The sequence below is a fragment of the Streptomyces griseoloalbus genome (genome assembly GCA_014650015.1).
Classification (GTDB): Bacteria; Actinomycetota; Actinomycetes; order Streptomycetales; family Streptomycetaceae; genus Streptomyces; species Streptomyces griseoloalbus.
In genome coordinates, this window is record BMUD01000002.1 from 197,088 (window position 1) to 222,135 (window position 25,048).

The 25,048-nt window shown below is 72.7% G+C and carries 23 protein-coding genes; 12 read left to right on the forward strand and 11 right to left on the reverse strand.

Annotated elements, in window-relative coordinates:
* Positions 1–18 precede the first annotated feature (18 nt).
* Together IE178_RS03820 and IE178_RS03825 are read left to right on the forward strand one after the other, a co-directional pair.
* Entirely contained in the window at positions 19–798 is a 780-nt protein-coding gene (locus IE178_RS03820; protein WP_184762086.1) for a DeoR/GlpR family DNA-binding transcription regulator, read from the forward strand.
* Positions 799–921: 123 nt separating this feature from the next.
* Complete coding sequence (locus IE178_RS03825) at positions 922–2,754, forward strand: glycoside hydrolase family 15 protein (RefSeq protein ID WP_193511288.1); 1,833 nt, start codon at positions 922–924, stop codon at positions 2,752–2,754.
* Positions 2,755–2,757: 3 nt separating this feature from the next.
* On the opposite strand, the gene IE178_RS03830 is transcribed toward IE178_RS03825, so the two are convergent.
* Positions 2,758–3,717, reverse strand: a complete 960-nt coding sequence (locus IE178_RS03830; protein WP_193511289.1) for a DUF8832 domain-containing protein — start codon at positions 3,715–3,717, stop codon at positions 2,758–2,760.
* 418 nt (positions 3,718–4,135) lie between these two features.
* On the opposite strand from IE178_RS03830, the gene IE178_RS03835 reads away from it, so the two are divergent.
* A complete protein-coding gene (locus tag IE178_RS03835) occupies positions 4,136–4,807 on the forward strand; it encodes a phosphatase PAP2 family protein (protein WP_184762089.1) in 672 nt (223 codons plus the stop codon).
* 373 nt (positions 4,808–5,180) lie between these two features.
* Here IE178_RS03835 and IE178_RS03840 read toward each other — a convergent pair whose 3' ends face one another.
* The 4 genes from IE178_RS03840 to IE178_RS03855 all read right to left on the reverse strand — a co-directional run bounded on the left by IE178_RS03840 (position 5,181) and on the right by IE178_RS03855 (position 9,002).
* Positions 5,181–5,942: a cupin domain-containing protein gene (locus IE178_RS03840; RefSeq protein ID WP_193511290.1), complete on the reverse strand. Its 762-nt coding sequence runs from the start codon at positions 5,940–5,942 to the stop codon at positions 5,181–5,183.
* On the reverse strand, positions 5,936–6,871 hold the full coding sequence (locus IE178_RS03845; RefSeq protein ID WP_193511291.1) for a DUF6807 domain-containing protein: 936 nt from the start codon (positions 6,869–6,871) through the stop codon (positions 5,936–5,938). The genes IE178_RS03840 and IE178_RS03845 overlap by 7 nt, the downstream gene beginning before the upstream one ends.
* Positions 6,868–7,983: a Gfo/Idh/MocA family protein gene (locus IE178_RS03850; protein ID WP_184762092.1), complete on the reverse strand. Its 1,116-nt coding sequence runs from the start codon at positions 7,981–7,983 to the stop codon at positions 6,868–6,870. The genes IE178_RS03845 and IE178_RS03850 overlap by 4 nt, the downstream gene beginning before the upstream one ends.
* Before the next feature lie 230 nt (positions 7,984–8,213).
* Positions 8,214–9,002 carry a response regulator gene (locus tag IE178_RS03855; protein WP_193511292.1) on the reverse strand — a complete coding sequence of 263 codons (789 nt, stop codon included), beginning with the start codon at positions 9,000–9,002 and terminating at the stop codon, positions 8,214–8,216.
* 419 nt (positions 9,003–9,421) lie between these two features.
* On the opposite strand from IE178_RS03855, the gene IE178_RS03860 reads away from it, so the two are divergent.
* The 5 genes from IE178_RS03860 to IE178_RS03880 all read left to right on the forward strand — a co-directional run bounded on the left by IE178_RS03860 (position 9,422) and on the right by IE178_RS03880 (position 15,426).
* The gene (locus IE178_RS03860; protein ID WP_193511466.1) at positions 9,422–10,405 is read left to right on the forward strand and encodes a Bug family tripartite tricarboxylate transporter substrate binding protein; all 984 of its coding nucleotides are present in this window, start codon (positions 9,422–9,424) and stop codon (positions 10,403–10,405) included.
* Positions 10,402–10,941: a tripartite tricarboxylate transporter TctB family protein gene (locus tag IE178_RS03865; protein WP_184762094.1), complete on the forward strand. Its 540-nt coding sequence runs from the start codon at positions 10,402–10,404 to the stop codon at positions 10,939–10,941. Before IE178_RS03860 ends, IE178_RS03865 begins: the two co-directional genes overlap by 4 nt.
* A gap of 1 nt (position 10,942) precedes the next feature.
* Positions 10,943–12,436 carry a tripartite tricarboxylate transporter permease gene (locus tag IE178_RS03870; protein ID WP_193511293.1) on the forward strand — a complete coding sequence of 498 codons (1,494 nt, stop codon included), beginning with the start codon at positions 10,943–10,945 and terminating at the stop codon, positions 12,434–12,436.
* Between the two features lie 173 nt (positions 12,437–12,609).
* The gene (locus IE178_RS03875) at positions 12,610–13,701 is read left to right on the forward strand and encodes a GDSL-type esterase/lipase family protein (protein WP_193511294.1); all 1,092 of its coding nucleotides are present in this window, start codon (positions 12,610–12,612) and stop codon (positions 13,699–13,701) included.
* An 87-nt stretch (positions 13,702–13,788) separates the two neighbouring features.
* Positions 13,789–15,426, forward strand: a complete 1,638-nt coding sequence (locus tag IE178_RS03880) for a cellulase family glycosylhydrolase (RefSeq protein ID WP_193511295.1) — start codon at positions 13,789–13,791, stop codon at positions 15,424–15,426.
* 53 nt (positions 15,427–15,479) lie between these two features.
* Here the strand turns inward: IE178_RS03880 and IE178_RS03885 are convergent, their stop codons facing one another.
* Together IE178_RS03885 and IE178_RS03890 are read right to left on the reverse strand one after the other, a co-directional pair.
* Positions 15,480–16,211 (reverse strand): class F sortase, encoded by a 732-nt coding sequence (locus IE178_RS03885; RefSeq protein ID WP_184762098.1) that lies wholly within the window; start codon positions 16,209–16,211, stop codon positions 15,480–15,482.
* Positions 16,212–16,328: 117 nt separating this feature from the next.
* Positions 16,329–17,006 (reverse strand): hypothetical protein, encoded by a 678-nt coding sequence (locus tag IE178_RS03890; protein ID WP_193511296.1) that lies wholly within the window; start codon positions 17,004–17,006, stop codon positions 16,329–16,331.
* A gap of 298 nt (positions 17,007–17,304) precedes the next feature.
* On the opposite strand from IE178_RS03890, the gene IE178_RS03895 reads away from it, so the two are divergent.
* From IE178_RS03895 to IE178_RS03905, 3 genes are all read left to right on the forward strand, one after another.
* Positions 17,305–18,471 (forward strand): MFS transporter, encoded by a 1,167-nt coding sequence (locus tag IE178_RS03895; RefSeq protein WP_193511297.1) that lies wholly within the window; start codon positions 17,305–17,307, stop codon positions 18,469–18,471.
* 139 nt (positions 18,472–18,610) lie between these two features.
* Positions 18,611–19,489 (forward strand): SDR family oxidoreductase, encoded by an 879-nt coding sequence (locus tag IE178_RS03900; protein WP_184762100.1) that lies wholly within the window; start codon positions 18,611–18,613, stop codon positions 19,487–19,489.
* A 37-nt stretch (positions 19,490–19,526) separates the two neighbouring features.
* Positions 19,527–20,261 carry a maleylpyruvate isomerase family mycothiol-dependent enzyme gene (locus IE178_RS03905; RefSeq protein WP_193511298.1) on the forward strand — a complete coding sequence of 245 codons (735 nt, stop codon included), beginning with the start codon at positions 19,527–19,529 and terminating at the stop codon, positions 20,259–20,261.
* A 112-nt stretch (positions 20,262–20,373) separates the two neighbouring features.
* Here IE178_RS03905 and IE178_RS03910 read toward each other — a convergent pair whose 3' ends face one another.
* Complete coding sequence (locus IE178_RS03910; protein ID WP_193511299.1) at positions 20,374–20,766, reverse strand: MarR family transcriptional regulator; 393 nt, start codon at positions 20,764–20,766, stop codon at positions 20,374–20,376.
* Positions 20,767–21,131: 365 nt separating this feature from the next.
* Between IE178_RS03910 and IE178_RS03915 the strand changes: the two genes are divergently transcribed.
* Entirely contained in the window at positions 21,132–21,416 is a 285-nt protein-coding gene (locus IE178_RS03915; RefSeq protein WP_184762102.1) for a DUF6332 family protein, read from the forward strand.
* Here IE178_RS03915 and IE178_RS03920 read toward each other — a convergent pair.
* The 3 genes from IE178_RS03920 to IE178_RS03930 all read right to left on the reverse strand — a co-directional run bounded on the left by IE178_RS03920 (position 21,377) and on the right by IE178_RS03930 (position 24,927).
* Positions 21,377–22,042: a response regulator gene (locus tag IE178_RS03920; protein ID WP_184762103.1), complete on the reverse strand. Its 666-nt coding sequence runs from the start codon at positions 22,040–22,042 to the stop codon at positions 21,377–21,379. The genes IE178_RS03915 and IE178_RS03920 overlap by 40 nt on opposite strands.
* On the reverse strand, positions 22,039–23,331 hold the full coding sequence (locus IE178_RS03925; protein ID WP_193511300.1) for a sensor histidine kinase: 1,293 nt from the start codon (positions 23,329–23,331) through the stop codon (positions 22,039–22,041). The genes IE178_RS03920 and IE178_RS03925 overlap by 4 nt, the downstream gene beginning before the upstream one ends.
* Before the next feature lie 357 nt (positions 23,332–23,688).
* On the reverse strand, positions 23,689–24,927 hold the full coding sequence (locus tag IE178_RS03930; RefSeq protein WP_193511301.1) for a geranylgeranyl reductase family protein: 1,239 nt from the start codon (positions 24,925–24,927) through the stop codon (positions 23,689–23,691).
* Positions 24,928–25,048: the final 121 nt, after the last annotated feature.

Below are 25,048 nucleotides of genomic sequence, written 5' to 3' on the forward strand. Positions count from 1 at the left end.
CGGGAAGGGGAGGGGCGGATGTCGCGGGACGCCCGCTGGAAGGCGCTGCTGGAGCTGCTCGTCGAGCGCGGCCGGCTGGACGTCGAGGAGGCGGCCGCCGAACTGGCGGTGTCGGCCGCGACCATCCGGCGCGACTTCGACGGGCTCGCCGAGCAGCAGATGCTGGTGCGCACCCGGGGCGGCGCCGTGGTGCACGGGGTGTCGTACGAGCTGCCGCTGCGCTACAAGAGCGCGCGGCACGCCTCGCAGAAGCAGCGCATCGCGAAGGCGGTGGCGGATCTCGTCGCGCCGGGCGAGGCGGTCGGGCTGACCGGTGGTACGACCACCACGGAGGTGGCGCGGGCGCTGGCCGCACGCGGCGACCTGGCGTCCGGGTCCCCGGCGCTGACCGTGGTGACGAACGCGCTGAACATCGCCAACGAGCTGGCCGTACGGCCCCAGTTCAAGATCGTGCTGACGGGCGGGGTGGCGAGGGCCCAGTCGTACGAGCTGGTCGGCCCGCTCGCGGACGGAGTACTGGGGCAGATCACCCTCGACGTGGCGGTGCTCGGTGTCGTCGCCTTCGATGCCGCACATGGTGCGGCGGCCCATGACGAGGCGGAGGCGGCGATCAACCGGCTGCTGTGCGAGCGGGCCGAGCGGGTGGTCGTGGCCGCCGACTCCAGCAAACTGGGCCGGCGTGCCTTCGCCCGGATCTGTGCGGCCGACGCGGTGGACACCCTGGTCACGGACTCGGCGGCGGACCCGGACGGGGTACGCCGGTTCGAAGAGGAGGGGCTGCGGGTCGTCGTGGTCTGAGCCCGTGCGGCCGGACCCGCCCAGGGTCCGGCCGACCATTGCCGTCTGCCTCCGGACGACGGCAACATTCGTCGGACAGGCCCTAAACTGGCAGGTGAGGCGTGCCGGGCCAGGGAGGCTGCGATGGACGGGACGGCCAGGGACCGGGAGGCCGGGACACGCGGGTACGTGCCGATCGCCGACCACGGGCTCATCGGTGACATGCGCAGTGTGGCGCTGGTGGGCACCGACGGCACCATCGACTGGTACTGCTGCCCGTCCTTCGACGCGCCGAGTGTCTTCGCCGCGATCCTGGACGCCGAGCGGGGCGGCTGCTTCGAGCTGGCGGCTGCCGTGCCGGCCCGCACCAAGCAGTTCTACTTCCCCGACACCAACGTCCTGATCACCCGGTTCTTCACCGAGGACGGGGTCGGCGAGGTGCAGGACTTCATGCCCGTCGTCGGCGCGTCGGCCGAGGAGGGCCGGCACCGGTTGATCCGGCGGGTGCTGTGCGTGCGCGGCTCCCTTCCGTTCCGGACCCGGGTGGCGCCGCGGTTCGAGTACGGCACCCGGCCGCACACCCTGCGGCTGACCGGCGACCTCGCGGTCTTCGACTCCCGGGATCTGTCCCTCGCGCTCACCTCGACCGTCCCGTTGGAGGCCGACGGAGCGGATGCGCGGGCCGATTTCAAGCTGGCCGAGGGCGAGACGGCGGTGTTCGCCCTGGACCAGATCGGCGGCGAGGTGTCGCCGAGCCGGTGCGAGTGCGGGGAGGCGGAGAGGCAGTTCGCCGCGACGGTGGCGTACTGGCGGGGCTGGCTGTCCTCCTCGCGGTACCGGGGGCGCTGGCGGGAGATGGTGCACCGCTCCGCCCTCACCCTGAAGCTGCTCACCTACGCGCCGACGGGGGCGATCGTGGCGGCGCCGACGACCAGCCTGCCCGAGGAGTTCGGCGGGGAACGCAACTGGGACTACCGGTACGTGTGGGTGCGCGACGCGGCGTTCTGCGTGTACGCGCTGCTGCGACTGGGCTTCACCGAAGAGGCGAAGGCGTTCATGGGGTTCGTCTCCCGGCACATCAGCCCCGGCGACGGCAGCCCGTCCGGACCCCTGCAGATCATGTACGGCATCGACGGCCGCACCGAGCTCCCCGAGCGCGAAATCGGCCATCTGGAGGGTCACCGGGGCTCGGCGCCGGTACGCATCGGCAACGCCGCGGCCGACCAGCTGCAACTCGACGTCTACGGGGCGCTGATCGACTCCATCTACCTGTACGACAAGTGGGCCGAGCCCGTCTCCAGCGAACAGTGGGACCATGTGACGGCACTGGTGGACTGGGTGTGCGCGCACTGGGACCAGCCCGACGAAGGCATCTGGGAGACGCGCGGCGGACGGAAGAACTTCCTGTACTCGCGGCTGATGTGCTGGGTGGCGATCGAGCGGGCCGTCCGGATGGCCAACCGGCGCGGCCTGCCCGCCGATCTTCCCCACTGGCAGGCGAGCCGTGACACCATCTACCGGCGGATCATGAGCAGCGGCTGGTCCGCGTCACGACAGGCCTTCGTGCAGCACGAGGACGGTGATGTCCTGGATGCCGCCGTCCTGATGATGCCGTTGTCGAAGTTCATCGCGCCGACGGACCCCAAGTGGCTGTCCACACTGGACTCCCTCACCGAGGACCTGGTGTCCGACTCGCTGGTCTACCGCTACGACCCGCAGACGAGCCCCGACGGGCTGAACGGCGACGAGGGCACGTTCTCCATCTGCTCCTTCTGGTACGTCGAGGCGCTGACCCGGGCCGGACGGCTCGACGAGGCGTCCCTGGCCTTCGAGAAGATGCTGACGTACGGCAACCATCTCGGCCTGTACGCCGAGGAGATCAGCCACACCGGGGAGCAACAGGGCAACTTCCCGCAGGCGTTCACCCATTTCGCGCTGATCAGCGCCGCGTTCAACCTGGACCGGGCGCTCGGCTGAGGCTCAGTGGCCGTGACCGTCGTCGGAGTGCTCCGCGCCGCCGGCGTCCGGTGCGGTGGTGCCCGTCCCGGCCCGGACCGTGAACGCGGCGGTGCGGACGACTCCGTCGTGCTTGAAGTCGAGGAACAGCCGGTAGCTGCCGCCGCTGGGTGCCGTGGCCGTGAAGGAGACCTCCGGGCCGGACGGGGTCCTGCCGTCGCCGGGTTCGCCGTGCGGGTGGACGTGCAGGTAGGCGAGGTCTCCGGAGCGCAGGGCGACCAGATGGCCGTAGGCGCCGAGATAGGGCTGGAGGTCGGTGACCGGCTCGCCGTCGCGGGAGACGGTCAGCCGCAGTTCACTCGCCCGCCCCGGGCGCAGCCCCCCGGTCAGCCGGACCTCGTACCCGTCGACGCGGGCCGTGGCGCCGGCTCGCGGCAGTTCCTGCGGCCGGTAGGTGCCGGAGGCTGCGAGGTCGGCACCGAGGGTGAGGTTCCGCGCGCCCTTCCCGGCGGGGGTGAAGTCGGCGAAGACCCGGTAGCCGCCGGCCAGGGGCAGATCGACGGGCGTGCTCCAGGTGCCGTCGGCGGCGCGGCCGGGGTGGAGATGGCGGTAGGTGAGCAGGTCGCGCGAGACCACGATGAGGTGCAGTTCCTTGTCGTGCTCGCGACGGTACTCGGTCACGGGCCTGCCGCTCGCGTCCCGGACGGTGAAGCGCAGGTCGGCGCGCTGTCCGGCGGTGACGCGCGGGGTCTTGAGGTCCAGGCTGTAACCGTGCTCGGAGATCTGGAGTCCGCCGGCGGGGGTGGTGTCGTGCCCGGTGTCGCCGCCGCCCTCCCGCGCCGCCGGTGAGGACGCGTGCTGCTCGTCGTGCGCCGGCGCACGGTCCGCGACGACCGGGTCGAGTCCCCGGCCGACCCCGTAGGCCGTCCCGAAGGTGGCGGCCAGGGCGGCGGCGAACGCGGTGATCCTCAGGCCGGTGTGCATGGCCGTCTCTCCTCGGGAACAGGGGCCAGGCGGCTCACTGCGAGCCGATCGATACAGCTCACCATACCCTTAGGGGGTATCAAGTCAAGCCGTTGCACCCTTGTCGTGTGTACGGGCGGGGGGGAGGGGCGGGAGTCTTCGGCAGGTCCTGCTGGGGCAGGTCCGTCAGGGGCGCCTGCGCGGCTAGGCACGCGCAGGCGCCGGAGACCGCCGACGCCGCGAAGTGGACCGCGCCCAGAAGGTCCCGGGGCCGGTGGCCGCTAACTCCCCACTCCTGCGCACTTTCGGGCGGCCCGAACGGCCGTTGCCCCGGGGGCGGGCGGGCCTCCCGTGTGGATCATGCGTACCGTGGGCACCTGGTGATTCCCGCGCCATGGTGCGGGTACGCCACTCCACGATGCCACCGCGGGAGAGACAGATGAGCGAGCCGCCCACCACCGACCAGGACGTCACCCGTCCGCTCACCAGGCCCGTACCGCCCGCCGACGGACTGCGCAGGGTCGCCTCCGCCGTGCTCGGGGACCTCAGGGCCGTGGACGGCGCCCTGTACGCGGCGGTCGCCGCCACGCCCACGCCGACCCTGGACCGGGCACTGCGCCGGCTCTCCCACACGGCCGACCACTCCAAGATCTCGTTCGCCATCGCCGGTGCCCTGGCCCTGAGCGGGTCACGGCCGCGCCGGGCGGCGCTCGTCGGGGTCGGCGCCATCGCCGTGGCCTCGGCTTCGGCCAACCTGCTGGGCAAGCGCCTGGTCCGCAGGGCCCGCCCGGACCGGGAGGCGGCCCGGGTGACCATGGACCGGCACGTGCCCATGCCGACGTCGGCCTCCTTCCCCTCCGGGCACACCGCGTCGGCGGTCGCGTTCGCCACGGCGGTCGGTACGGTTCTGCCCGCCGCGTCGGTCCCGCTCGGGGCGCTGGCGGGCGCGGTCGGCTACTCGCGTGTCCACACGGGCGTGCACTACCCGGGGGACGTGGCGGCCGGCGCCGTGCTCGGGATCGCCAGCGCCGCTACCGCCCTCGCGGTGGCGACGGCGTATCTGCCCGCCTCGTACGCCCTCGGCCGCATGCGCTTTCCCCGGCGGTCGTGACCCTCGTGCCTCGTGCCTCCCGCACGCTCGCCGCAGGCCGCGTGTGACGGTGGTGGGCCGGGGCGGTTGCGCAGCCCGGCGTTTCGCGCGATGCCGCCGCGTCCACCCTCCCCCACCGTCATCGCCCTCGCCGTCGCCACGCCCCAGCGGCACGACGGCCCGCAGTCGGGCGCCGGCCCGCGACTGTCCGCAGTCAGCGACGCGTACGGCGTGAAGGGGACGGGGCGGGGGTGTCCGCCCGCAGTGGCCGGCGCGTCCGCGCCCGTACCCCGCCAAGTGACCCATTCCGCGCCAGGCCGAGGACGGGCACCCCCGACCCCGCCCCGACCCACCCATCACCCGCAGGCGCCACCCGCGGCGCGCGGCGGGACCCTCACCCGCCGGCGTACGGCACCGTGGCCCCCGGCAGCGCGTACTCGTCCCGCCGCCCGCACATGCCGTACCCGCCACGCCGACTGGGGCCGGCCGCGTACGCCGACGCCTCGCCGAGGTGGGCGGGGTCACCGACGGCCAGCGCGTCCAGGTGGGCACCCGTGCTCTCGGCAGCGGCCAGCGCACCGGCCCGCCACAACTCCCGCCAGACCGGCACCCGCTCCCGCACCAGCAGGGCGGCCGCGCGCTGGAACTCCAGACAAGGCCCCGCGTCCCCGGCGACGAGCGCCTCACGCAGCACGAGATACCCCTCGACGGCGAGGTCCCGCCGACGTCGCGCCGCCGCCTCCGTCTCCGCCCCCGTACCGGCCGGAAGCGTCGCGGCGGCGGCGTACCGGCCGGGGTCGGCCAGCACCTCGGGCGGGAAGGTGAACACGGCGTCCCCGGCCTCGGGCAGGCCGCTGTTCTGCATCAGCACCGTGACCCGCAGATCGCCGCCCTGCACCATCCGGTGCACGGTCCCCGGAGTGAACCAGGCCACCGTCCCCGGCTCCAGCGGGATGTCCCGGTAGCCGTCGGGACTCAGCGTCTGCACGGCGCCCCGGCCGCCGGTGACGACGTACGCCTCCGTGCACACCAGATGCAGATGCGGGCTGCCCCCGCACACACCGTCGGCGGCCTCCCAGTCGTAGGCACGGAGGTGCGACAGCCCGACGGCACCGGGCAACGGCGCGGCAGGCGGCGACGCGGGCCCGCTCACCACGGCAGCCCGTCCAGATACGCCCCCACCCGTTCCCGGTCCCACGCCCCGTCCGCGACCACGATCCGGTACCTGTAGGCGAACGACTCCCCCGGCGGCAGCGCGAACTCCTCGAAGAACGCCCAGGAGAACGCGACCGTCGGAATCGGCTCCGCGCGCACGAACCAGTGCGAGGGATGGATGGCGCTCCCCTCGTCGAGGTTCTCCGGCGCGTGCGCGAAAACGAGCGTGGAGTGGCCGTCGTACTCGTCGTGCTCGGCACTGAAGGCGAGCCAGGGACCCTGCGTTCCCATGAGTCCTCCGCCCTCGGCATCGGTGTCCGGGGCGAAGACCGTACCCCCGGTGAAGTCGCGCGGGCCGCGCCACTGGAGCCCGGTGTAACCGGCCATCTCACGCCCGGCGGTGGTCGGCGAGCCGAACCGCAGGGCGGAGTCACGGAGGTTGGTGAGCTGGAGCGACCAGTCCAGCACCCACGCGCCGGCCTCCTCGTCGACCGAGTGGACGCTCAGACCGCGCTCCTCCCGCGCCCACTCGGCGCCCCCGTTCTCCACCCAGGTGAGGTCCTCGGTGATGTCACAGCGGTCGTCTTGGACCGTGAAGGCGGAGAAGCCGTCGTGCCGCATCGAGCCGACGCGTTCGGGCAGCGGGAGGTAACCCCGGTCGTGGACATAGGAGTTGCCGCCCCAGAAGTTCTGGCCCGACAGATGACTGGCCGTCATCTGCAGCCCCTTGTGCCACCGGTGGTCGTTCGGGCGGTACCCGGTCACCGTACGCCCGCCGAGCGTGCGCACCGGGTGGGCGTACGGCTTGCGGGACTCGAACCGCTCGGGATCCGGCCGGTAGACGTAGCGGAGGATCTCCGTGCCGCCCGCGGCGGTCACCGTGACGGCCTCGCCATGGGTGTGGGTGACGCGGATGCCGCGGCTGCTCATGCGCGCTCCTCGGCTGCCCAGTCGGTACGGCCACCGTGCATGGCCTCGTGGAAGGGATCGCCGGGTGCGATCTCGCCGGCCCGCACCGGCCGGCCGGTGAACGCCGCCTTGTACAGGGCCGCCGCGAACTCGAGGGTGCCCCGGGCCTCCGGGCCGCTGCCCGGCGGTCGCCGGCCGGCGTCGTAGGCGTCGAGGAAGGTACCGAGCTGGGCCGTGTGCGAACTGGGCACGTCCTGCGCGGGCGTGCGCCAGGCGGCGGCGCGCTCGGCGGGGACGTGCCGGGCCGGGGTGTAGGTCCAGTCGTCGTTGACGTGCCCGTACAGGTGGGTGAGTTCGACCGTCGCGTCGGCACAGTCGATCCGGACGCGGCTCACCTCGTCCGGCGAGAGCACGCTGTTGACGACGGTCGCGAGCGCTCCGTTGCGAAAACGCACCAGAGCGGTGGAGACGTCCTCGCTCTCGGTGTCGTGGACCAGGCGTGCCGCCATGGCCCGTACCTCCTCCCACTCGCCGAGCAGGTGCAGCAGCAGGTCGTACTGGTGGATGCCGTGCCCCATCGTCGGCCCGCCGCCCTCGGTGGCCCACCGTCCGCGCCAGGGCACGGAATAGTAGGCGGCATCCCGGTGCCAGGTGGTCTGGCAGTGCGCGACCAGCGGGGCGCCCAGCTCACCGCGCGCGATCAGCTCGCGGGCGTGCACGGCGCCCGAGCCGTACCGGTGCTGGAAGACCACGGACGCGTACGCCCCCGACGCCTCCTCGGCGGCGGCGATCTCGTCGTACTCGGCGAGCGACAGGCACAGCGGCTTCTCGCACAGCACCCAGGCGCCCGCCTTGAGCGCGGCCACCGTCTGCTCGCGGTGGAGCGACGGCGGGGTCCCGATCAGCACCAGGTCCGGGCGTACGGCGTCCAGCATCGCGCTCATCGAGGTGAACCCGGCGACCCGGTCCCCGGCCGCCGCGCGGAAGGCGTCGAGCCGGCCCTGGTCCACATCGACGGCGGCGACCAGCTCGGTGCGGTCGCCGTGGGCGCGCAGCGCGGGCAGATGGCCGCCGCTGACGATGGCGCCGGTGCCGACGACGGCGACGCGACGGCGGGCGGGGGACAAGGACATGCGGCGCTCCTTGGAACGGTAGAGGCGGACACGCACTAGAAAGCGCTTTCCCTCGACCGATGACCCTAGGCCCGAGCGCAGGCCGGGACAACCCCCACATCTGCCTGTTCGAGATCCGGCGCCCCTACGGGCCCGCGCCCGCCGCGCCCACGTCGGAGCCCGTCCCAGGCACCCAGCGCCCTACGGGCCCGCCGCGCCCACACAGGTGATCAACCGCCCGCACAGGCCCGCTACGCCCGCACCTCACCCCCCGGCCGAAGCCCGCCGCTGCGTCCACCGACCGCCCGGCCACCCCCCGGCCCCAGAAACCGGTAACGCCGCTCCGGCCGCCCCGTCGCCCCGTACCGCAGCGACACCTCCACACTGCCGGCGGTGTGGAAGTACTCCAGGTACCGGCGGGCGCTGACCCGGGAGACGCCGGTCAGGCCGGCGCACTCGGTGGCCGACAGCGTGCCGTCGGCCTCGCGGAGGGTGCGTTCGATCAGCCCGGCGGTCTCCGCGCTCATCCCCTTGGGCAGCACCGGGGACACGGCCACCGCCGCTCCCGCCCCCGCCAGGACCCGGTCGACGTCCGCCTGACCGCGGACGACCGTGTCGAGCAGCCGGCCGCGCTGGACGGCGTAGCGCTCCAGACGGCCCCGCAGGTCCTCGAAGTCGAACGGCTTGAGCAGATAGTCGACGACCCCCTGCCGGACGGCCCCGCGCACCGCGTCCGCCTCCCGGGCGGCGCTGATGACCATCACGTCGCAGTCGTGCCCGGCGGTGCGCAGCCGGGGGATGACGTCGAGGCCGAAGAGATCGGGAAGATACAAGTCGAGCAGCACCAGATCGGGGCGGAGTTCGTCCACGGCTGCGATCGCCTGCTCACCGGTTCCGGCGACGCCGACGACCCGGAACACGTCGAGGCGTTCGACGTAGGCGCGGTGCACCCGGGCCACCCTGAAGTCGTCGTCGACGACGAGCACGTCGATCGTGTCGTCGCCCGCGGGCATGGGACGTTCGTCCCGCGTGCTGGTCATCGGTTCTGCTCCTTCCGCCACCGCGTCGGTGAGGTGGCCCGGCGGTCGTGCGCGCCGACCGTCCGCCCGGACCGCCACCGCGTCGGTGAGGTGGCCGGCGGCCGTGCGGGCGGACCGTCCACCCCGGCACACCCGCCGGACGGTCCGTCCCGGCCGCGACGGGCCGTCCACCCCGCCCGTGCGACACGGCGTCACACGGGTGGGTCCGGCACTGCCGGAGCCGCCATCATGGCGCTCACCTGCGGCCGGGGAAAGAGATGTACGCCACTGAAGCCCGCCGCTGACGCAATGACCACAACCTCCATTGGTTCCGCAAGCGCGACAGCCCGACGGTACGCGGGCACCATGTGGCCCGCGTCACCCTCCCCCCACAGGGCTTGGCGTGATCCCAGACGACCGACCGACAGGTGGTGGCATTCGTGCGCCTGCGCACACCCCTCGCCCTGCTCGGGGCCGCCGTGCTCGTACTCGTGGGCCCTCCGCTGCTCACGACCGGCAGCGGCGCCGAGAGCGGCACCCAGATCCCGGGCCTGCGTTTCATGGTTCCCAACACGCCCGGCGGCGGCTACGACATCACGGCCCGTACGGCCGCGAAGAACGCCGAGGACGCCGGGCTCACCCACACCGTCGAGGTGTTCAACCTGCCCGGCGCCGGCGGCACCGTGGGCCTGAGCCGGCTGGTGAGCGAGCACGGCAACGGCAAGCTCGCCATGTCGATGGGCCTGGGCGTGGTCGGCGCCGTCCGCTCCAACGACGCGCCCAAGACCCTCGCCGACACCACCCCGATCGCCCGGCTCACCGAGGAGCAGGACGTCGTCGTGGTCGCGAAGGACTCCCCGTACAAGACGATCGACGACCTGATCGGCGCCTGGAAGGACGACCCCGGCAAGCTTCCGGTGGGCGGCGGATCCTCCCCCGGCGGGCCCGACCACCTCGCGCCGATGCTGATGGCGCGGGCCGCCGGGATCCCGCCGAAGCAGGTGAACTACATCCCCTTCGACGGCGGTGGCGAACTGCTCGCCTCGATCCTCGGCAACAAGGTCGCTTTCGGCGTCTCCGGCGTCGGTGAGTACCTCGACCAGATCAAGTCGGGTGAGCTGCGGCTGCTCGCGGTCACCGGCCCGAAGCGCGTCGCGGGGCTCGACGCGCCCACGCTCGAGGAGGCGGGCTACGACGTGAGCTTCACCAACTGGCGCGGCATCGTCGCCCCGCCCGGCCTCACCGACGCCGAGCGCGACAAGCTCGTACGCCTGGTGGAGGCGCTGCACGACTCGGACGAGTGGCGGGAGTCGATGAAGCGGAACGGCTGGGACGACGCCTTCCTGACCGGCGAGGAGTTCGGCGCGTTCCTGGACGCCGAGGACAAGCGCGTGGTCTCGGTACTGAAGGAGCTGGGACTGTGACGACACCGACCACCGATGCGACCACGGCGCCCGCCGCCGAACGGCGCTCCTGGCTCCGCGACCACTCCGAACTCGGCGTCTGCGTCCTGCTGCTGGCCCTGGGCGTGCTCGTGCTGACCGACGCGCTCACCATGGACGTCGACATCGCCCAGCGCGGGCCCGTCGGCCCGACGACCGTGCCGATCGTCGTCGGCGGCGGACTGCTCGTCGTCGCCGCGCTGCTCGCGGTCGACGTGCTGCGCGGCGGCCGGGGGCAGGCCGAGACCGGCGAGGACGTCGACCTGTCCGAACCGGCCGACTGGCGCACGGTGCTGCTGCTGACCGGGGTGTTCCTCGGCACCGCCGTACTCATCGAGCCGCTCGGCTTCCCCGTCGCGGGCGCGCTGCTCTTCTGGGGCGCGGCCTACGCGCTCGGCAGCCGCAGTATCGACCGCGATCCCCTCATCGCGGCGGTGCTGTCCCTCGTCACCTACGCCGTGTTCAACAACCTGCTCGGAGTGCCGCTCCCCGGCGGTCCGCTGATGGGAGTGCTGTGACATGAACGCCCTCAACTCCCTCATGGACGGCTTCGGTACGGCCCTCACCCCGCTCAACCTGCTCTGGGCCGCCGTGGGCGTGCTGCTCGGCACGGCGATCGGCGTGCTGCCCGGCATCGGCCCGGCGATGGCGGTGGCGCTGCTGCTGCCGGTGACGTACGGGCTCGATCCGATCGGCGCGTTCATCATGTTCGCCGGCATCTACTACGGCGCGATGTTCGGCGGTTCGACCACCTCCATCCTGCTGAACACACCCGGTGAGAGCGCCGCCGTGGTCGCGGCCATGGAGGGCAACCCCATGGCCAAGTCGGGTCGCGGCGCCCAGGCCCTCGCGGCCGCCGCCATCGGGCACTTCGCGGGCGGCATGGTCGGCACGATCCTGCTGGTCGCGCTGGCCCCGACGGTCGCCGACCTCGCGGTGGACATCGGCGCCCCGGACTACTTCGCCATCATGGTGCTGGCGTTCATCGCCGTGACGTCCGTGCTCGGTTCGTCCCGGGTCCGGGGCCTGGCCTCGCTGCTGATCGGTCTGACGATCGGCCTGGTGGGCCTGGACCAGATGACCGGTCAGCAGCGGCTGACGTTCGGTTCGCTGCAACTGGCCGACGGCGTCGACGTGGTGATCGTCGCCGTGGGACTGTTCGCCATCGGCGAGGCGCTGTGGGTCGCCGCCCATCTGCGGCGCAGGCCGCCGGAGCCGATCCCGGTGGGCCGGCCGTGGCTGGGCCGCGCCGATCTGAGGCGCACCTGGAAGTCCTGGGCGCGCGGCCCGTTCATCGGCTTCCCCTTCGGCGCGATCCCGGCGGGCGGGGCGGAGATCCCGACCTTCCTGTCGTACGTCACGGAGAAGCGGCTGTCGAAGCACAAGGACGAGTGGGGCAAGGGCGCCATCGAGGGGGTCGCGGGTCCGGAGTCGGCCGCGTCGGCCTCGGCCGCGGGCACGCTGGTGTCGATGCTGACCCTGGGCCTGCCGACCACGGCGGTCGCGGCGGTGATGCTGGCCGCGTTCCAGCAGTACGGCATCCAGCCCGGCCCGCTGCTCTTCGAACGCGAACCCGACCTGGTGTGGGGCCTGATCGCCTCGCTGTTCGTCGGCATGGTGCTGCTGCTCGCCCTGAACCTGCCGCTCGCACCGGTGTGGGCGAAGCTGCTGCGCATCCCGCGGCCGTACCTCTACGCGGGGATCCTGTTCTTCGCCGCGGTGGGCGCGTACGCGGTCGGCGGTGAGGTGATCGACCTGGTGATCCTGCTGATCATCGGCCTGATCGGTTTCGGTATGCGGCGCTACGGACTGCCGGTGCTGCCCGCCGTGATCGGGGTCATCCTGGGCCCGGCCGCCGAACAGCAGCTCCGTCGTGCCCTGCAGATCAGCGACGGCAGCGTCACGGGTCTGGTGGACACACCGTTCTCGGTGACTGTTTACGCGGTCGTCGTGCTGCTGCTGGCCTGGCCGCTGGTGCGCAGGGCCCTGCCCCGGAAGGGCTCCGGGACCTGATCGAACGCCGAATTCGACTGTCGGGGCGCGGCATGCCGAGGCCGCGCCCCGCGGGCGTACGGCCCCTGGGCGCCCGGAACCGCAACGCGTCCAACCCCTTGACGCGTCAATGACAACAGTGGCTTGATGTCCGGCATGGGAGCGCTCCCACCTCATCCAGGGAAGGGGAAACCATGCGCGACACCCGCCTTCGGCGCTTACGCACGCTTCCGCTCCTCGGCCTGCTGGCCGCCCTGTTCCTCCCCCTCGGCGTGAGCCTCGCGCCGAGTGCGGCAGCCTCGTCCGCCGCCACCCCGGTGCGCATCATGCCGCTCGGCGACTCCATCACCGGTTCACCGGGCTGCTGGCGGGCGGTGCTGTGGAACCGGCTGCTGGAGGCCGGCCACACGGACATCGACTTCGTCGGCACCCTGCCCGAGCAGGGCTGCGGCGTGGAGCACGACGGGGACAACGAGGGACACGGCGGCGAGCTGGTCACCAACGTCGCGGACCAGGACCTGCTTCCCGCACGGCTGGCGGCGACCCGGCCGGACATCGTTGTCATGCACTTCGGCACGAACGACGTCTGGAGCAGTATCTCCCCCGACCGCATCCTCGCCGCGTACACCGAGCTGGTGACGCAGATGCGGGCGTCCAACCCGGACATGCGGATCCTCGTCGCACAGCTCATCCCCATGAACCCCGGCTCGTGCGCCGCCTGCGCCCAGCGCGTCGTCGACTTCAACGCCCGGATCCCGGGGTGGGCCGCGGCGACGAGCACCAGCCGCTCCCCGGTGACCGTGGTCGACCAGTGGGCCGGGTTCGACACGTCCACCGACACCTACGACGGCGTGCATCCGAACGCCGCCGGCGACGAGAAGATCGCCGCCCGCTGGTTCCCCGCCCTGGCCGCGCTCCTGGAGGAAGGTGTACCGGGCGGTCCCGGTGACCCGGGCGACGGCGACCTCACCTGCACCGCGTCCTTCCGGGCCGTCTCCGCCTGGCAGGGCGGTTACCAGGCCGAGGTGACGGTGCGCAACACCTCCGCCGCCCCCGTCGAGGGCTGGAGGGTGACGGTCGAACCGGCCGACGGCGCCCGTGTCGCCCAGGTGTGGAACGGCACCCTCACCACGGCCGCCGACGGCACGGCCACCGTCACCGACGCGGGCTGGAACGGCGCCCTCGCCCCGGGTGCGAGCGCCGGCTTCGGCCTCATCGCCACCACCCCCGCGACATCCAGCGCCCCGGCCGCGACCGTCGACTGCGCGGCCACGGCCTCCTCCTGACGCACGGGCCGAGCACGCCCGGGCTCCGGCACCGCGACGGCGGTCGCCGGCACCGACCGAGATCCCCTCCCCTCCACTGGAGCCGCCATGAGCTTCCCCGAACGCCCCTTCCCACGAGCGGCCGGCCTCGTCGCCGCCCTCCTGGGACTCCTCCTCCCGCTCCTCGCCCTCACCACTCCGGCCCATGCGGCACCCACCGGCTTCCGCGTCGAGAACGGCCGCCTCCTCGAGGCGTCCGGGAACGACTTCGTGATGCGCGGTGTCAATCACGCGCACACCTGGTACGCCGACCGGATCAGCTCACTGGCGCACATCAAGGCCAAGGGCGCCAACACCGTGCGCGTCGTCCTGTCCAGCGGCGACCGCTGGACCCGAAACGACGCCGCCGACGTGGCAGACGTCGTCGCGCAGTGCAAGCAGAACCGGCTGATCTGCGTCCTGGAGGTGCACGACACCACCGGCTACGGCGAGCAGAGCGGGGCGGTCACCCTCTCCCGCGCCGCCGACTACTGGATCGGCGTCCACAGCGCGCTGGCCGGCCAGGAGGACCACGTCATCGTCAACATCGGCAACGAGCCGTACGGGAACACCAATTACACGAACTGGACGGCCGACACCAAGGCGGCGATCAAGAAGCTGCGAGACGCCGGGTTCGACCACACCCTGATGGTCGACGCCCCGAACTGGGGCCAGGACTGGGCGTTCACCATGCGCGACAACGCGGCCTCGGTCTTCGCCGCCGACCCGGACGCCAACACGGTCTTCTCCATCCACATGTACGGAGTGTTCGACACCGCCGCCGAGATCAGCGACTACCTCGGCCGCTTCGTCGCCGCGAGACTCCCCATCGTGGTCGGGGAGTTCGGCCACGACCACTCCGACGGCAACCCCGACGAGAACACCATCCTGGCCGTCACCCAGCAGCTCCGCCTCGGCTACCTCGGCTGGTCCTGGAGCGGCAACGGCGGCGGGGTCGAGTACCTGGACATGGTCACGAACTTCGACCCGAACCAGCTGACCAGCTGGGGCGAGCGCCTCTTCAACGGCGCCAACGGCATCGCCGCCACGTCCGAGGAAGCCGCGATCTACGGATCCGGCTCCGGCGGCGACACCACCGCCCCGACCGCTCCGGGCACCCCGGCCGCCTCGGCGGTGACCGCCTCGTCCGCCACGCTCACCTGGGGTGCCGCCACCGACGCGAACGGCGTCACGGGCTACGACGTCGTGCGGATCAGCGGTGGCACGGAGACCGTCGCCACCACGACGACCGGCACCTCCGCCACCGTCACCGGACTCACCGCGGCCACCTCCTACACCTTCGCCGTCTACGCCCGGGACGCCGCCGGCAACCGCTCGCAGCGCTCCGCCACGGTGACCGTCACCACGCCCTCCGGCGGAACGACGGGGGCCTGTGAGGTCGGCTACCGGGTGACCGGCGAATGGCCGGGCGGCTTCCAGGGCGAGGTCACGGTCCGCAACACCGGAAGCTCGGCGGTCAACGGGTGGACGCTGCGCTGGAGCTTCCCCGCCGGCCAGCGCATCACCAACATGTGGGGTGGCACGCCGGCCCAGAGCGGTTCCGAGGTCAGCGTCACCTCCGCCTCGTACACCGCGGCGATCCCCGCGTCCGGCTCGGTGACCCTCGGCTTCACGGGCACGCGGACCGGCACGAACCCCAGCCCCACGGCGTTCAGTCTCAACGGCGCGGACTGCTCCGTGGCCTGACGGACGTGCTGCCCGGAAGGTCCCTCCCCCTTCCGGGCAGCCACCCGGCCGGGTCAGACGAGATGGGCGAAGACCACCAGGTTCTCGGTGTAGTCCTTGGCGGCACGGTCGTAGTCCCCCGCGCAGGTGATGAGCCGGACCTGGGCGTCGGGGGTGTCGGCGTACACGCGCGCGTCGGGGAAGTCGTCCTTGTCGTACGACTCCGTCTCGTCCACCACGAACGTCGCCTTGCTGCCGTCCTCGCGCAGCACCCGGAACCGGTCCCCCTTCTTCAGTTCGCTCAGGCGCGCGAACACGGCCGGGGACGTCGCCGTGTCCACGTGCCCGGCGATGATCGACGTACCGCGTTCGCCCGGGGAGACGCCCTTGGCGTACCAGCCGACCAGGTTGGTGTTGTGGGCCGGCGGCGGCTCGAGCTGGCCCTTGCCGTTGATGGCGAGATCGGTGAAGGGAGCGTCGACGTCGATGGCGGGGATGAGGAGCCGGGTCGGCTCGGACCGCGGCAACCGCTTGGCCGCCGGCTCACGGGCAGCCGGCTCACGGGGAGCGGGCTCACCGGCGGCAGGCCGGTCGCTCGCGGCGGGGCCGGACGGCGCCGTGGACACCGCGGGGGGCGCGTGCGGTCCGTGGGCGTCGTCCGGGGGATCCTCGGTTCCGCCCAGCAAGGTCGTGGCCAGCACCAGGCCGACCCCGCTCCAGAAGACGGCCGTCATGACGGCGCGCAGTCTCCGCCTCAGCGGTGACGCCGGATCGGTTTCGAGGGGGGTGGGGGGACTGGCCGGCATCGGGGAACCACCTCATTCGGGCACGGCAGCGGGTAAGACACGCGGCAGAGCGGGCGGGGCCGCCGGGACGCGCGAAGCGCGTACGACGGCCCCGGCCGCTATGACGCCGGGCATGGCTCAGGCCACGTCCCCGGAGACCTTCTTGCGGCGCAGCGCGTACGCACCGGTGCCGAGGACCGCGAGTGCGGCCAGACCGCCGGCCGTGACACCGGGGTCGGCGAGACCGCCGCCGCCGGTGTGCATCCCGCCGCGCGGCTTCTCGTGCTTCCACTCCTTGCCCTGCTTGCCGCTCCAGGACTCCTCGCTCTCGGAGTCGCCCTTGTCCTTGTAGGTCTCGGGGTCGTACTTCGGGTCCTTGGCGGTGCCCCAGTCCTCCTCGCTCACGGCGGCAAGAGCCCCGCCGCCCGTGTGCATCCCACCGTGCGGCTTGTCTTGCTTGCTGTCCTTGTCGTGCTTGCTGTCCTTGTCGTGCTCCTTGTCGGCGGTGCCCCAGTCCTCCTCGCTCACGGCGGCAAGAGCCCCGCCGCCCGTGTGCATTCCGCCGTACGGCTTGTCGTGCTTGCCGTCCTTGTCGTGCTCCTTGCTGTAGGAAGAGTCCTGCTCCTTGCTGTAGGAAGAGTCCTCCTCCTTGCTGGAAGAGTCCTCCTCCTTGCTGGAAGTAGAGTCGTGCTCCTTGCTGTAGGAAGAGTCGTCGTGGCCCCCGTCACCCGTGTGGTCGGCGTAGGCTGCGGGCGCGGCGATGGCGAGGGCCGCCGTGGCCGTTGCGGTGGCGAGCACCATGCGGGCAGAACGCATCTGAGAGTCCTTCCGCAGGAGACCGAGCAGCTGACTCCGCGTCAGCACGGTTGTCCCGTTCTCCGGCATGATCCACCGTTAGTCATGTCGGCCGGTCCCACCATCCGGGACGTTCACACGGGTTAACGCGGCCACTCCCGCGGAGACGCCCCGGCCTCCCCGCCGCGACTCCCGCCACCGCTCCCGACCCCCGCCCGCCACCACCCCGCTCCCGCCCTCCGGCGCCCTTGCCCCGGGCTCCGTGCCCACCTAGCCTCACTTTGTGTCGCTGATAAACAAAACCCGTTCGCACAGTGTGGTGCCGGGTCCCGACCTCGTCCGACTCCGTCTCGCCCTGACCGCCTTCTTCGCCCTCGACGGCTTCGTCTTCGCCGGCTGGGTCGTCCGCATCCCGGCCATCAAGGAACAGACCGGCGCCTCCGCGAGCACCCTGGGCCTCGCCCTGCTCGGCGTCTCCGCCGGGGCCGTCATCACCATGACGCTCACCGGCCGCCTGTGCCGCCGCTACGGCAGTCACCTCGTCACCGTCGTCTGCGCGGTCCTGCTCTGCCTCGGCGTCGGCCTGCCGCCGCTGACCCATTCGGTGCTCGCGCTCGGCGCCGTCCTGCTGCTGTTCGGCGCGGCGTACGGCGGCATCAACGTCGCCTTCAACAGCGCCGCCGTCGATCTCGTGGCCGCGCTGAAGCGGCCCGTCATGCCCAGCTTCCACGCCGCGTTCAGTCTGGGCGGCATGATCGGCGCGGGCCTGGGCGCCCTGGTCGCCGGCTCCCTGTCACCGACCCGGCACCTGTGGGGGCTGGCCGTCGTCGGTCTGCTGGTCACGGCCGTGGCGGGGCGGGTGCTCATGCGGTGCGAGCCGCTGACGCCGGCGGACGGGCGGAGGAGGCCCGAGCAGGGCGCCCCGCGCCGGCTGGACCGCCGCACCCGCGCGCTGGTGATCGTCTTCGGACTCATCGCGCTGTGCACCGCGTACGGCGAAGGGGCGCTGGCCGACTGGGGTGCGCTCCATCTCGAGCAGGACCTCGGCGCCTCGCCGGGCGCGGCGGCCGTCGGGTACTCGTGTTTCGCGCTCGCCATGACGATCGGGCGGCTCACCGGTACGACGCTGCTCGAACGGCTCGGCCGGACCCGCACCGTGCTCGCGGGCGGCTCCACCGCGGCGGCCGGAATGCTGCTCGGCGCGCTCGCGCCCTCCCTGTGGGCGGCCCTGCTCGGCTACGCGATCACCGGCATCGGCCTGGCCAACCTCTTCCCCGTGGCCGTCGAGCGGGCGGGCGCCCTCGCGGGCCCCGGCGGGGTGGCGACCGCCTCCACCCTGGGATACGGCGGCATGCTGCTCGGACCGCCCGCGATCGGATTCATGGCGGACTTGTTCAGTCTCCCGGCCGCCCTGACCAGCGTGGCGGTGCTGGCCGCACTGGCCACGCTCATCGGCTTCGCGACGCGCCATGTGAACGCCGACTGAGGAAGTCCCCGTCCGCGCGGTCTCCCCCGTTTCCCGGGATCACCGGATCAATGGTCCGAGGTCGGGGTACCCGGAGTCGCGCGTCCGCCGGTCCGTCGTCGGCGGGCGCGGCAACCGCCCCCGGAACCTGGGAGAGACCGTGACCGAGCAGCAGAACCCCGCCGAGCGGCATCCGACGCCCGATTTCCCGTCCCAGGACCAGCCGCATCCCGGCTGGACCGGTCCCATGGATCCGCCGCCGGACCACGGCGAGGACAGCTACCGGGGCAGCGGGCGGCTGGCGGACCGCAAGGCCGTGATCACCGGTGGGGACTCCGGGATCGGACGGGCGGTCGCCCTGGCGTTCGCCCGTGAGGGGGCCGACGTGGTCTTCACGCACCTGGACAGCGAGAAGGACGACGCCGCCGAGACCGTGCGGTGGGTGGAGGAGGCCGGCCGGCGGGCCGTGCCCGTCGAGTGCGACGTGCGGGAGGAGGAGAACTGCCGGGCGCTGGTCGACCGCGCGGTCTCCGAGTTCGGCCGGATCGACATCCTGGTGAACAACGCGGCGTACCAGATGTCGCAGCCCGACGGCATCGAGGCGATCTCCACCGAGCAGTTCGACCGGGTGATGCGCACCAACCTGTACGGCATGTTCTGGCTGTGCAAGCTGGCCCTGCCGCACATGCCGGAAGGCGGCAGCATCATCAACTCGACGTCCGTCCAGGCCTACAAGCCGAGCCCGCACCTGCTGGACTACGCGACCACGAAGGGCGCCATCGTCACGTTCACCCAGGGGCTGGCGCAGATGCTGATCGAGCGGGGCATCCGGGTCAACGCGGTGGCGCCGGGCCCGGTGTGGACGCCGCTGATCCCGGCGACCCTGCCGGACACCCAGGAGTTCGGCAAGCAGGCGCCCATCGGGCGGCCGGCCCAGCCGGCCGAGATGGCGCCGGCGTACGTCTTCCTCGCCTCCCAGGAGGCGTCGTACATCACCGCCGAGATCGTGAACGCGACGGGCGGGACCCCGCTGCCGTAGGTCCGGGCGGGCGGTCCCGTACGGCACACTCCTGTGCATGGACACTGCCTCGTTCCTGGAGATCCTGGAGACAGAGGGCCGGTTGCCGGCGGACGCCGCGGCGGAGGCCGGAATGAACGCCGTGGTCCCCGCCTGCCCGGGGTGGCGGACACGGGACCTCCTCCGGCACACCGGCGTGGTGCACCGGTGGGCCGCCGCCTTCGTCGCGGACCGGCACGTCGCGCCGCGCCCGATGGGCGGGCATCCCGAGCTGGACGGCGCCGAGCTCGTGGCCTGGTACCGCGACAGCCACCGCCGCCTGCTGGACACCCTGGCCGGCGCGGCACCCGATGTGGAGTGCTTCACTTTTCTGCCCGGACCCCCCTCCGCGCTCGCGTTCTGGGCCCGCCGTCAGGCGCACGAGACGACCGTCCACCGGGTCGACGCGGAGTCGGCCCGCGGGGGCGCGTCGGCCCCGATCGCCACGGAGTTCGCCGTGGACGGCGTCGACGAGCTGCTACGGGGCTTCCACGCACGGCCGAAGAGCCGGGTGCGCACCGAATCGCCCCGGGTCCTGCGGGTGCGCGTGAGCGACGCGGACGCGGCGTGGACCGTACGTCTGTCCCCGGAACCCCCGGTGACCACACGGGACGCGGATACGGAAGCGGAGTGCGAACTGGCCGGACCGGCCGAGGAGGTGTATCTCGCACTGTGGAACCGGCGGCCGGTCCCGGCGATGTCGGGCGATCCGGTACTCGCCACGCTCTGGCGGAACACTTCCGCCGTGATCTGAGGCTGCGCACGGCAAGCGCTCGGTATCGCGCGGGGATCGCTCAGCAGGCGCGAAGAGATCGCACGGGATCGCGCGGGGATCACACAGGGATGCGAGGCCCCGGCCCGGCTGCTCAGCCGTCGGAGAGCATCCGGGCCAGCACCGCGCGCTGCACCGGCAGCACTCCGCCGTGCAGCACGCGCCCCTTCTCCGAGAGCGACACCCGGACCCCCCGCCGGTCCTCCGGGCACATCCGGCGCTCGACCAGGCCCTCCTTCTCCAGCCGGGCGAGCAGCCGGGACAGCGCGCTCTGGCTCAGATGGATGCGCTCGGAGATCTCCTGGACGCGGTAGGAGAAGTCGCCCGATCCGGCGTTCTGCGCGAGGATGTCGAGAACCTCGAAGTCGCTGGCGCACAACCCGTGTTCATGCAGGGCGCGGTCGATCTCGCATTGGGTGCGCGCATGCAGGGCGAGCACGTCACGCCACCGTTCCACGAGCGCCTGTTCGGCCTGCTTCGCCGCCATGGGCGCACCGTAGCAGAGAACCGAGTTCATTGCACCGGCATTAAATGCACCCGCATTTTATGCATGCGCCTGCAAATCTCCCGGCCATGACCGCTCCGCTCACCACCTCCGTGCCCGACGGGCACTGGATCCCCCGGTTGTGGGGCACCCGACCGGCCTGCTCCGCACGCTCACGGGACTGCGCGGCGACCGCCGCGGGGGCGGGTCCGTGGTCGTGGCCAGGTCGCCTGTGCCGCGGATGGAGGCGGAGCGCGTCGGCGCCCGCGACTGGGGAGTGTCTCCCCCCGAGTGCGCCCGGCGGGTTGCTTGCCCGCCGGGCGCACGCCTGTTTGACTCCCGGTGTGACCGAATGCAAGGGGGCGGGCGTGACGGGTTACGGAGGGCGCAGGACTCAGGCCGAGCGGGACGCGATCACCGTCGAGATCGGGTACGCGCTGTGCAGCGCGGTCTTCGCCGCGGCGGTCGTCCTCGGGGCGGTGGCGGGGCCGGCCCTCCTCTTCGAACTGCCGCCCGTCGTCGGGACATTGCTGCTCGGCACCGGGTCGGCGCTCGCGACGGTCCTGTTCGCCGTCCGCACGGTCGCCGTGCTGGTCCGGTTCCGGCGGGCCGGTCAGCCCAGCCAGCCCGGCCGCACCAATCCCGATTCGTAGGCCAGAACCACCAGTTGGGCCCGGTCGCGGGCGCCCAGTTTCACCATGGTGCGGCTGACGTGGGTCTTGGCGGTGAGCGGACTGACGACCAGGCGGCGGGCGATCTCCTCGTTGGACAGCCCGATGCCGACCAGGGCCATGACCTCCCGCTCCCGCTCGGTGAGCTCGGCCAGGGCGTCCGCCGCGGCCGGTTCCCTGGAACGGGCCGCGAACTCGGCGATCAGCCGGCGGGTCACCCCGGGCGAGAGCAGCGCGTCACCGTGGACCACCGCCCGCACCGCGCGCAGCAGTTCCTCCGGCTCGGTGTCCTTGACCAGGAAACCCGAGGCTCCCGAGCGGATCGCCTCGAAGACGTACTCGTCCAGCTCGAAGGTGGTGAGCATGACCACCTTCACGTCCCCCAGCTCCGCGTCCCCGGTGACCCGGCGGGTCGCGGCCAGGCCGTCGAGCGCGGGCATGCGGATGTCCATCAGCACGACGTCGGGCCGCAGTGCGCGGATCAGGCGCACGGCCTCCTCACCGTCGGACGCCTCCCCCGCCACCTCGATGTCCGGCTGAGCGTCCAGCAGCGCTCGGAATCCTGCCCGGACCAGTGACTGGTCGTCGGCGAGCAGTACGCGGATCACCGGTCCTCCTCGACGTCGAGCGGCAGTACGGCGAGCACCCGGAACCCGCCGTCGGGACGCGGGCCCGCCTCGATGGTGCCATCCAGCGCGGCGGCCCGCTCCCTCATCCCGGCGAGCCCGTTCCCGCTGCCTCCCGCGTCGGCTCCGGTGGCGGGCCCGTCGTCGTCGACGCGCAGCCGCAGCCGCCCCTCGCCCTGTTCGATGCGCACACGCGCCTCGCGCGAACCCGAGTGCCGTACGACGTTGGTGAGGGCCTCCTGGACGATGCGGAAGGCGGCCAGGTCCGCGCCGGGCGGCAGTGTGGGCGGCTGCCCCTGCACCGTCACCGTGAGGCCCGCGCTCGCGGCCTGTTCCACCAGCTCGGGCAGCCGGTCCAGACCGGGTGCCGGGGCGCGCGGCGCGGCGCCGGGCGCGCGCAGGGTGTCGAGCACCTGCCGCACCTCGCCGAGCGCCTCCCTGCTCTGGATCTTGATGGTGGTGAGCGCGGTGCGCGCCTGCTCCGGGTCGGTGTCCAGGAGCGCGAGCCCGACGCCCGCCTGCACATTGATGACGGAGATGCTGTGCGCGAGCACGTCGTGCAGTTCCCGGGCGATCCGCAGCCGCTCCTCGTCCGCGCGCCGCCGCGCCGCCTGGGCCCGCTCGGCCCGCTCCCGCGCCCACTGCTCACGGCGGGCCCGGGCCAGTTCCGACACCGCCACGAGCGCCACCACCCAGGTGGCACTCACGAGCTCCTGGTTCCAGGAGGCGGGCCCGTCACCGGACGGCGGCAGCCACCGGTACAGCACATGGGCGATCAGTACGTGCCCCGCCCACAGCGTCCCCATCGCCGCCCAGGCGGCATGCCGGCGCCCCGAGACGATGGCACCGAAACACGCCACGGCGACGGTGAGGAACACCGGTCCGTACGGGTAGCCGGCCCCCACATAGACCAGGACGGCGGCAACCGTGCCGAACACCACGGGCACGGGGTGACGCTTCCGCCACAGCAGCATCGCCCCCGTCACGAACAGCAGCACCCGCCCGAAGGGGTCCAGGGCGACCCGCTCGCCCTCCTGGGCCTGGTCCGCGAAGTGGGAACCGAACAGCACGAACGCCGTGAGCAGCATGGTCGAGCGCCAGGGCCACCGGGGAGGCCGCACCGCGCCGCCCTCGTCGTCACCGTCGGGGGCCCCATGGCCCTCGTCGCTCCAGCGGCTCCCTGCGGGCGGGCCGTGCCGCCACCACCGGGGCGGCCACCCCTGGCGCCACCACCCCGGCGGCCCGCCACCGGGTCCACGCTGCTCGTCCATGCCCGCCACGCTAGACGCCGGACACCCCGGGTGACGTCAGCCCGACGTGGTGATCACACGTACTCCCGGTGAAGTACGTCCGTCGGCGTCGCGGCCTGCCTTGTCCTCACCCGGCGCAGCGGTCGCGAACCCCACCGGTGAGGGCGGCGTCCACCACATCGGCACCGGGACGCCGGGGCTCGACCGGCCCGGCCGGGGTGAAGCCGAGCGGTGCGGACAGGTGACCGAGCAGGGCCGGACGAGTCCTTCGACGTGCCGGACCGTGTGCCCGCCCACGCCCACGGGGCGATGCCGCCCCTCACGTCGCGGGCGGCCGACGACGAGCCGCCCGGGGCCGGCCGGCCTTCCGGATCACGGTCAGGAGCCGGCCTCTTCGGCCGCGTCCGCGGGACGCCGGTCCAGCGCCATCAGGGCGCGGTGCGCCAGCGGGTGGGTGCGGACCAGTTCGCCGAGCGTCGTCGAGCCCTGCGTGATGTCCTTGAAGGCCTTCCAGGCCGGGCGGAAACCGGTGAGGACCGCGTGGAACACCCCCGGGCGCCGTTCGAACGCCGCCAGCATCCGCTTGCCCACGCTCATCTCCACGCCGAGCCCCGCCTTGACGGCGAAGGCGTAGTTCAGCGCCTGCCGGCGCGTCTCCACGGCATCGTGCGCCTCGGCGATCCGCACCGCCCACTCCCCCGCCAGCCGGCCGGAGCGCAGCGCGAAGGAGATGCCCTCCCGGGTCCACGGCTCCAGCAGCCCGGCCGCGTCCCCGCACACCAGCACCCGCCCGCGCGACAGCGGCGAGTCGTCGGCGCGGCAGCGGGTCAAGTGGCCGGAGGAGATGCTCGGTTCGAAGCCGGCGAGGCCGAGCCGCCCGATGAAGTCCTCCAAGTACCGCTTGGTCGCGGCGCCTTCACCGCGCCGCGAGATCACACCGACGGTCAGCGTGTCGCCCTTGGGGAAGACCCAGCCGTAACTGCCCGGCATGGGACCCCAGTCGATGAGCACCCTGCCCTTCCAGTCCTCCGCGACGGTCTCCGGCACCGGGATCTCCGCCTCCAGACCCAGATCGACCTGGTCGACCTTGACCCCGACGTGCGCGCCTATCCGGCCCGCGCTGCCGTCCGCGCCGACCACGGCGCGCGCGAACACCGTCTCACCGCCCTGCAGGACGACGGCGACCGTGCGCCGGTCCGGTACGGCCGAGCCGTGCTGCTCCACCCGCTGCACGGCGACGCCGGTGCGCAGCTCGGCGCCCGCCTTCTGCGCGTGCTCCACCAGCTGCTGGTCGAACTCGGGCCGGTTGATCAGCCCGAACATCATCTGCCGGGACCGGCGGGTGCGGCTGAAGCGGCCGTTGTTCGAGAACGTCACCGCGTGCACCCGGTCCTTGAGCGGAAGCTCGAAGCCGGGCGGCAGCGCGTCGCGCGAGGGGCCGATGATGCCGCCGCCGCACGTTTTGTAGCGCGGCAGCTCCGCCTTCTCCAGCAACAGCACGCGCCGCCCCGCGACCGCCGCCGCGTAGGCGGCCGAGGCCCCCGCGGGTCCCGCGCCCACCACGACGACGTCCCACACCTGCCGCACGTCGTCCGCCGAAGAGTTCTCGCTGCTCACGATGGTCTACTGCTCCCGATCCAGCCGCCTGCCGCTCTTGTCCCCCGCATCCTACGGCGGCGGTCACCGTGGGCCACTGTGGGAGGATCGGCGGCGTGAGTGCCTCGTACGCGGGTCCTCA

Excerpts from the sequence above, each read along its gene's own strand:
- IE178_RS03820 (WP_184762086.1), top strand. The coding sequence starts at position 19 with ATGTCGCGGGACGCCCGCTGGAAGGCGCTGCTGGAGCTGCTCGTCGAG.
- IE178_RS03825 (WP_193511288.1), top strand. The coding sequence starts at position 922 with ATGGACGGGACGGCCAGGGACCGGGAGGCCGGGACACGCGGGTACGTG.
- IE178_RS03830 (WP_193511289.1), bottom strand. The coding sequence starts at position 3,717 with ATGCACACCGGCCTGAGGATCACCGCGTTCGCCGCCGCCCTGGCCGCC.
- IE178_RS03835 (WP_184762089.1), top strand. The coding sequence starts at position 4,136 with ATGAGCGAGCCGCCCACCACCGACCAGGACGTCACCCGTCCGCTCACC.
- IE178_RS03845 (WP_193511291.1), bottom strand. The coding sequence starts at position 6,871 with ATGAGCAGCCGCGGCATCCGCGTCACCCACACCCATGGCGAGGCCGTC.
- IE178_RS03850 (WP_184762092.1), bottom strand. The coding sequence starts at position 7,983 with ATGTCCTTGTCCCCCGCCCGCCGTCGCGTCGCCGTCGTCGGCACCGGC.
- IE178_RS03855 (WP_193511292.1), bottom strand. The coding sequence starts at position 9,002 with ATGACCAGCACGCGGGACGAACGTCCCATGCCCGCGGGCGACGACACG.
- IE178_RS03870 (WP_193511293.1), top strand. The coding sequence starts at position 10,943 with ATGAACGCCCTCAACTCCCTCATGGACGGCTTCGGTACGGCCCTCACC.
- IE178_RS03875 (WP_193511294.1), top strand. The coding sequence starts at position 12,610 with ATGCGCGACACCCGCCTTCGGCGCTTACGCACGCTTCCGCTCCTCGGC.
- IE178_RS03880 (WP_193511295.1), top strand. The coding sequence starts at position 13,789 with ATGAGCTTCCCCGAACGCCCCTTCCCACGAGCGGCCGGCCTCGTCGCC.
- IE178_RS03885 (WP_184762098.1), bottom strand. The coding sequence starts at position 16,211 with ATGCCGGCCAGTCCCCCCACCCCCCTCGAAACCGATCCGGCGTCACCG.
- IE178_RS03890 (WP_193511296.1), bottom strand. The coding sequence starts at position 17,006 with ATGCGTTCTGCCCGCATGGTGCTCGCCACCGCAACGGCCACGGCGGCC.
- IE178_RS03905 (WP_193511298.1), top strand. The coding sequence starts at position 19,527 with ATGGACACTGCCTCGTTCCTGGAGATCCTGGAGACAGAGGGCCGGTTG.
- IE178_RS03910 (WP_193511299.1), bottom strand. The coding sequence starts at position 20,766 with ATGGCGGCGAAGCAGGCCGAACAGGCGCTCGTGGAACGGTGGCGTGAC.
- IE178_RS03925 (WP_193511300.1), bottom strand. The coding sequence starts at position 23,331 with ATGGACGAGCAGCGTGGACCCGGTGGCGGGCCGCCGGGGTGGTGGCGC.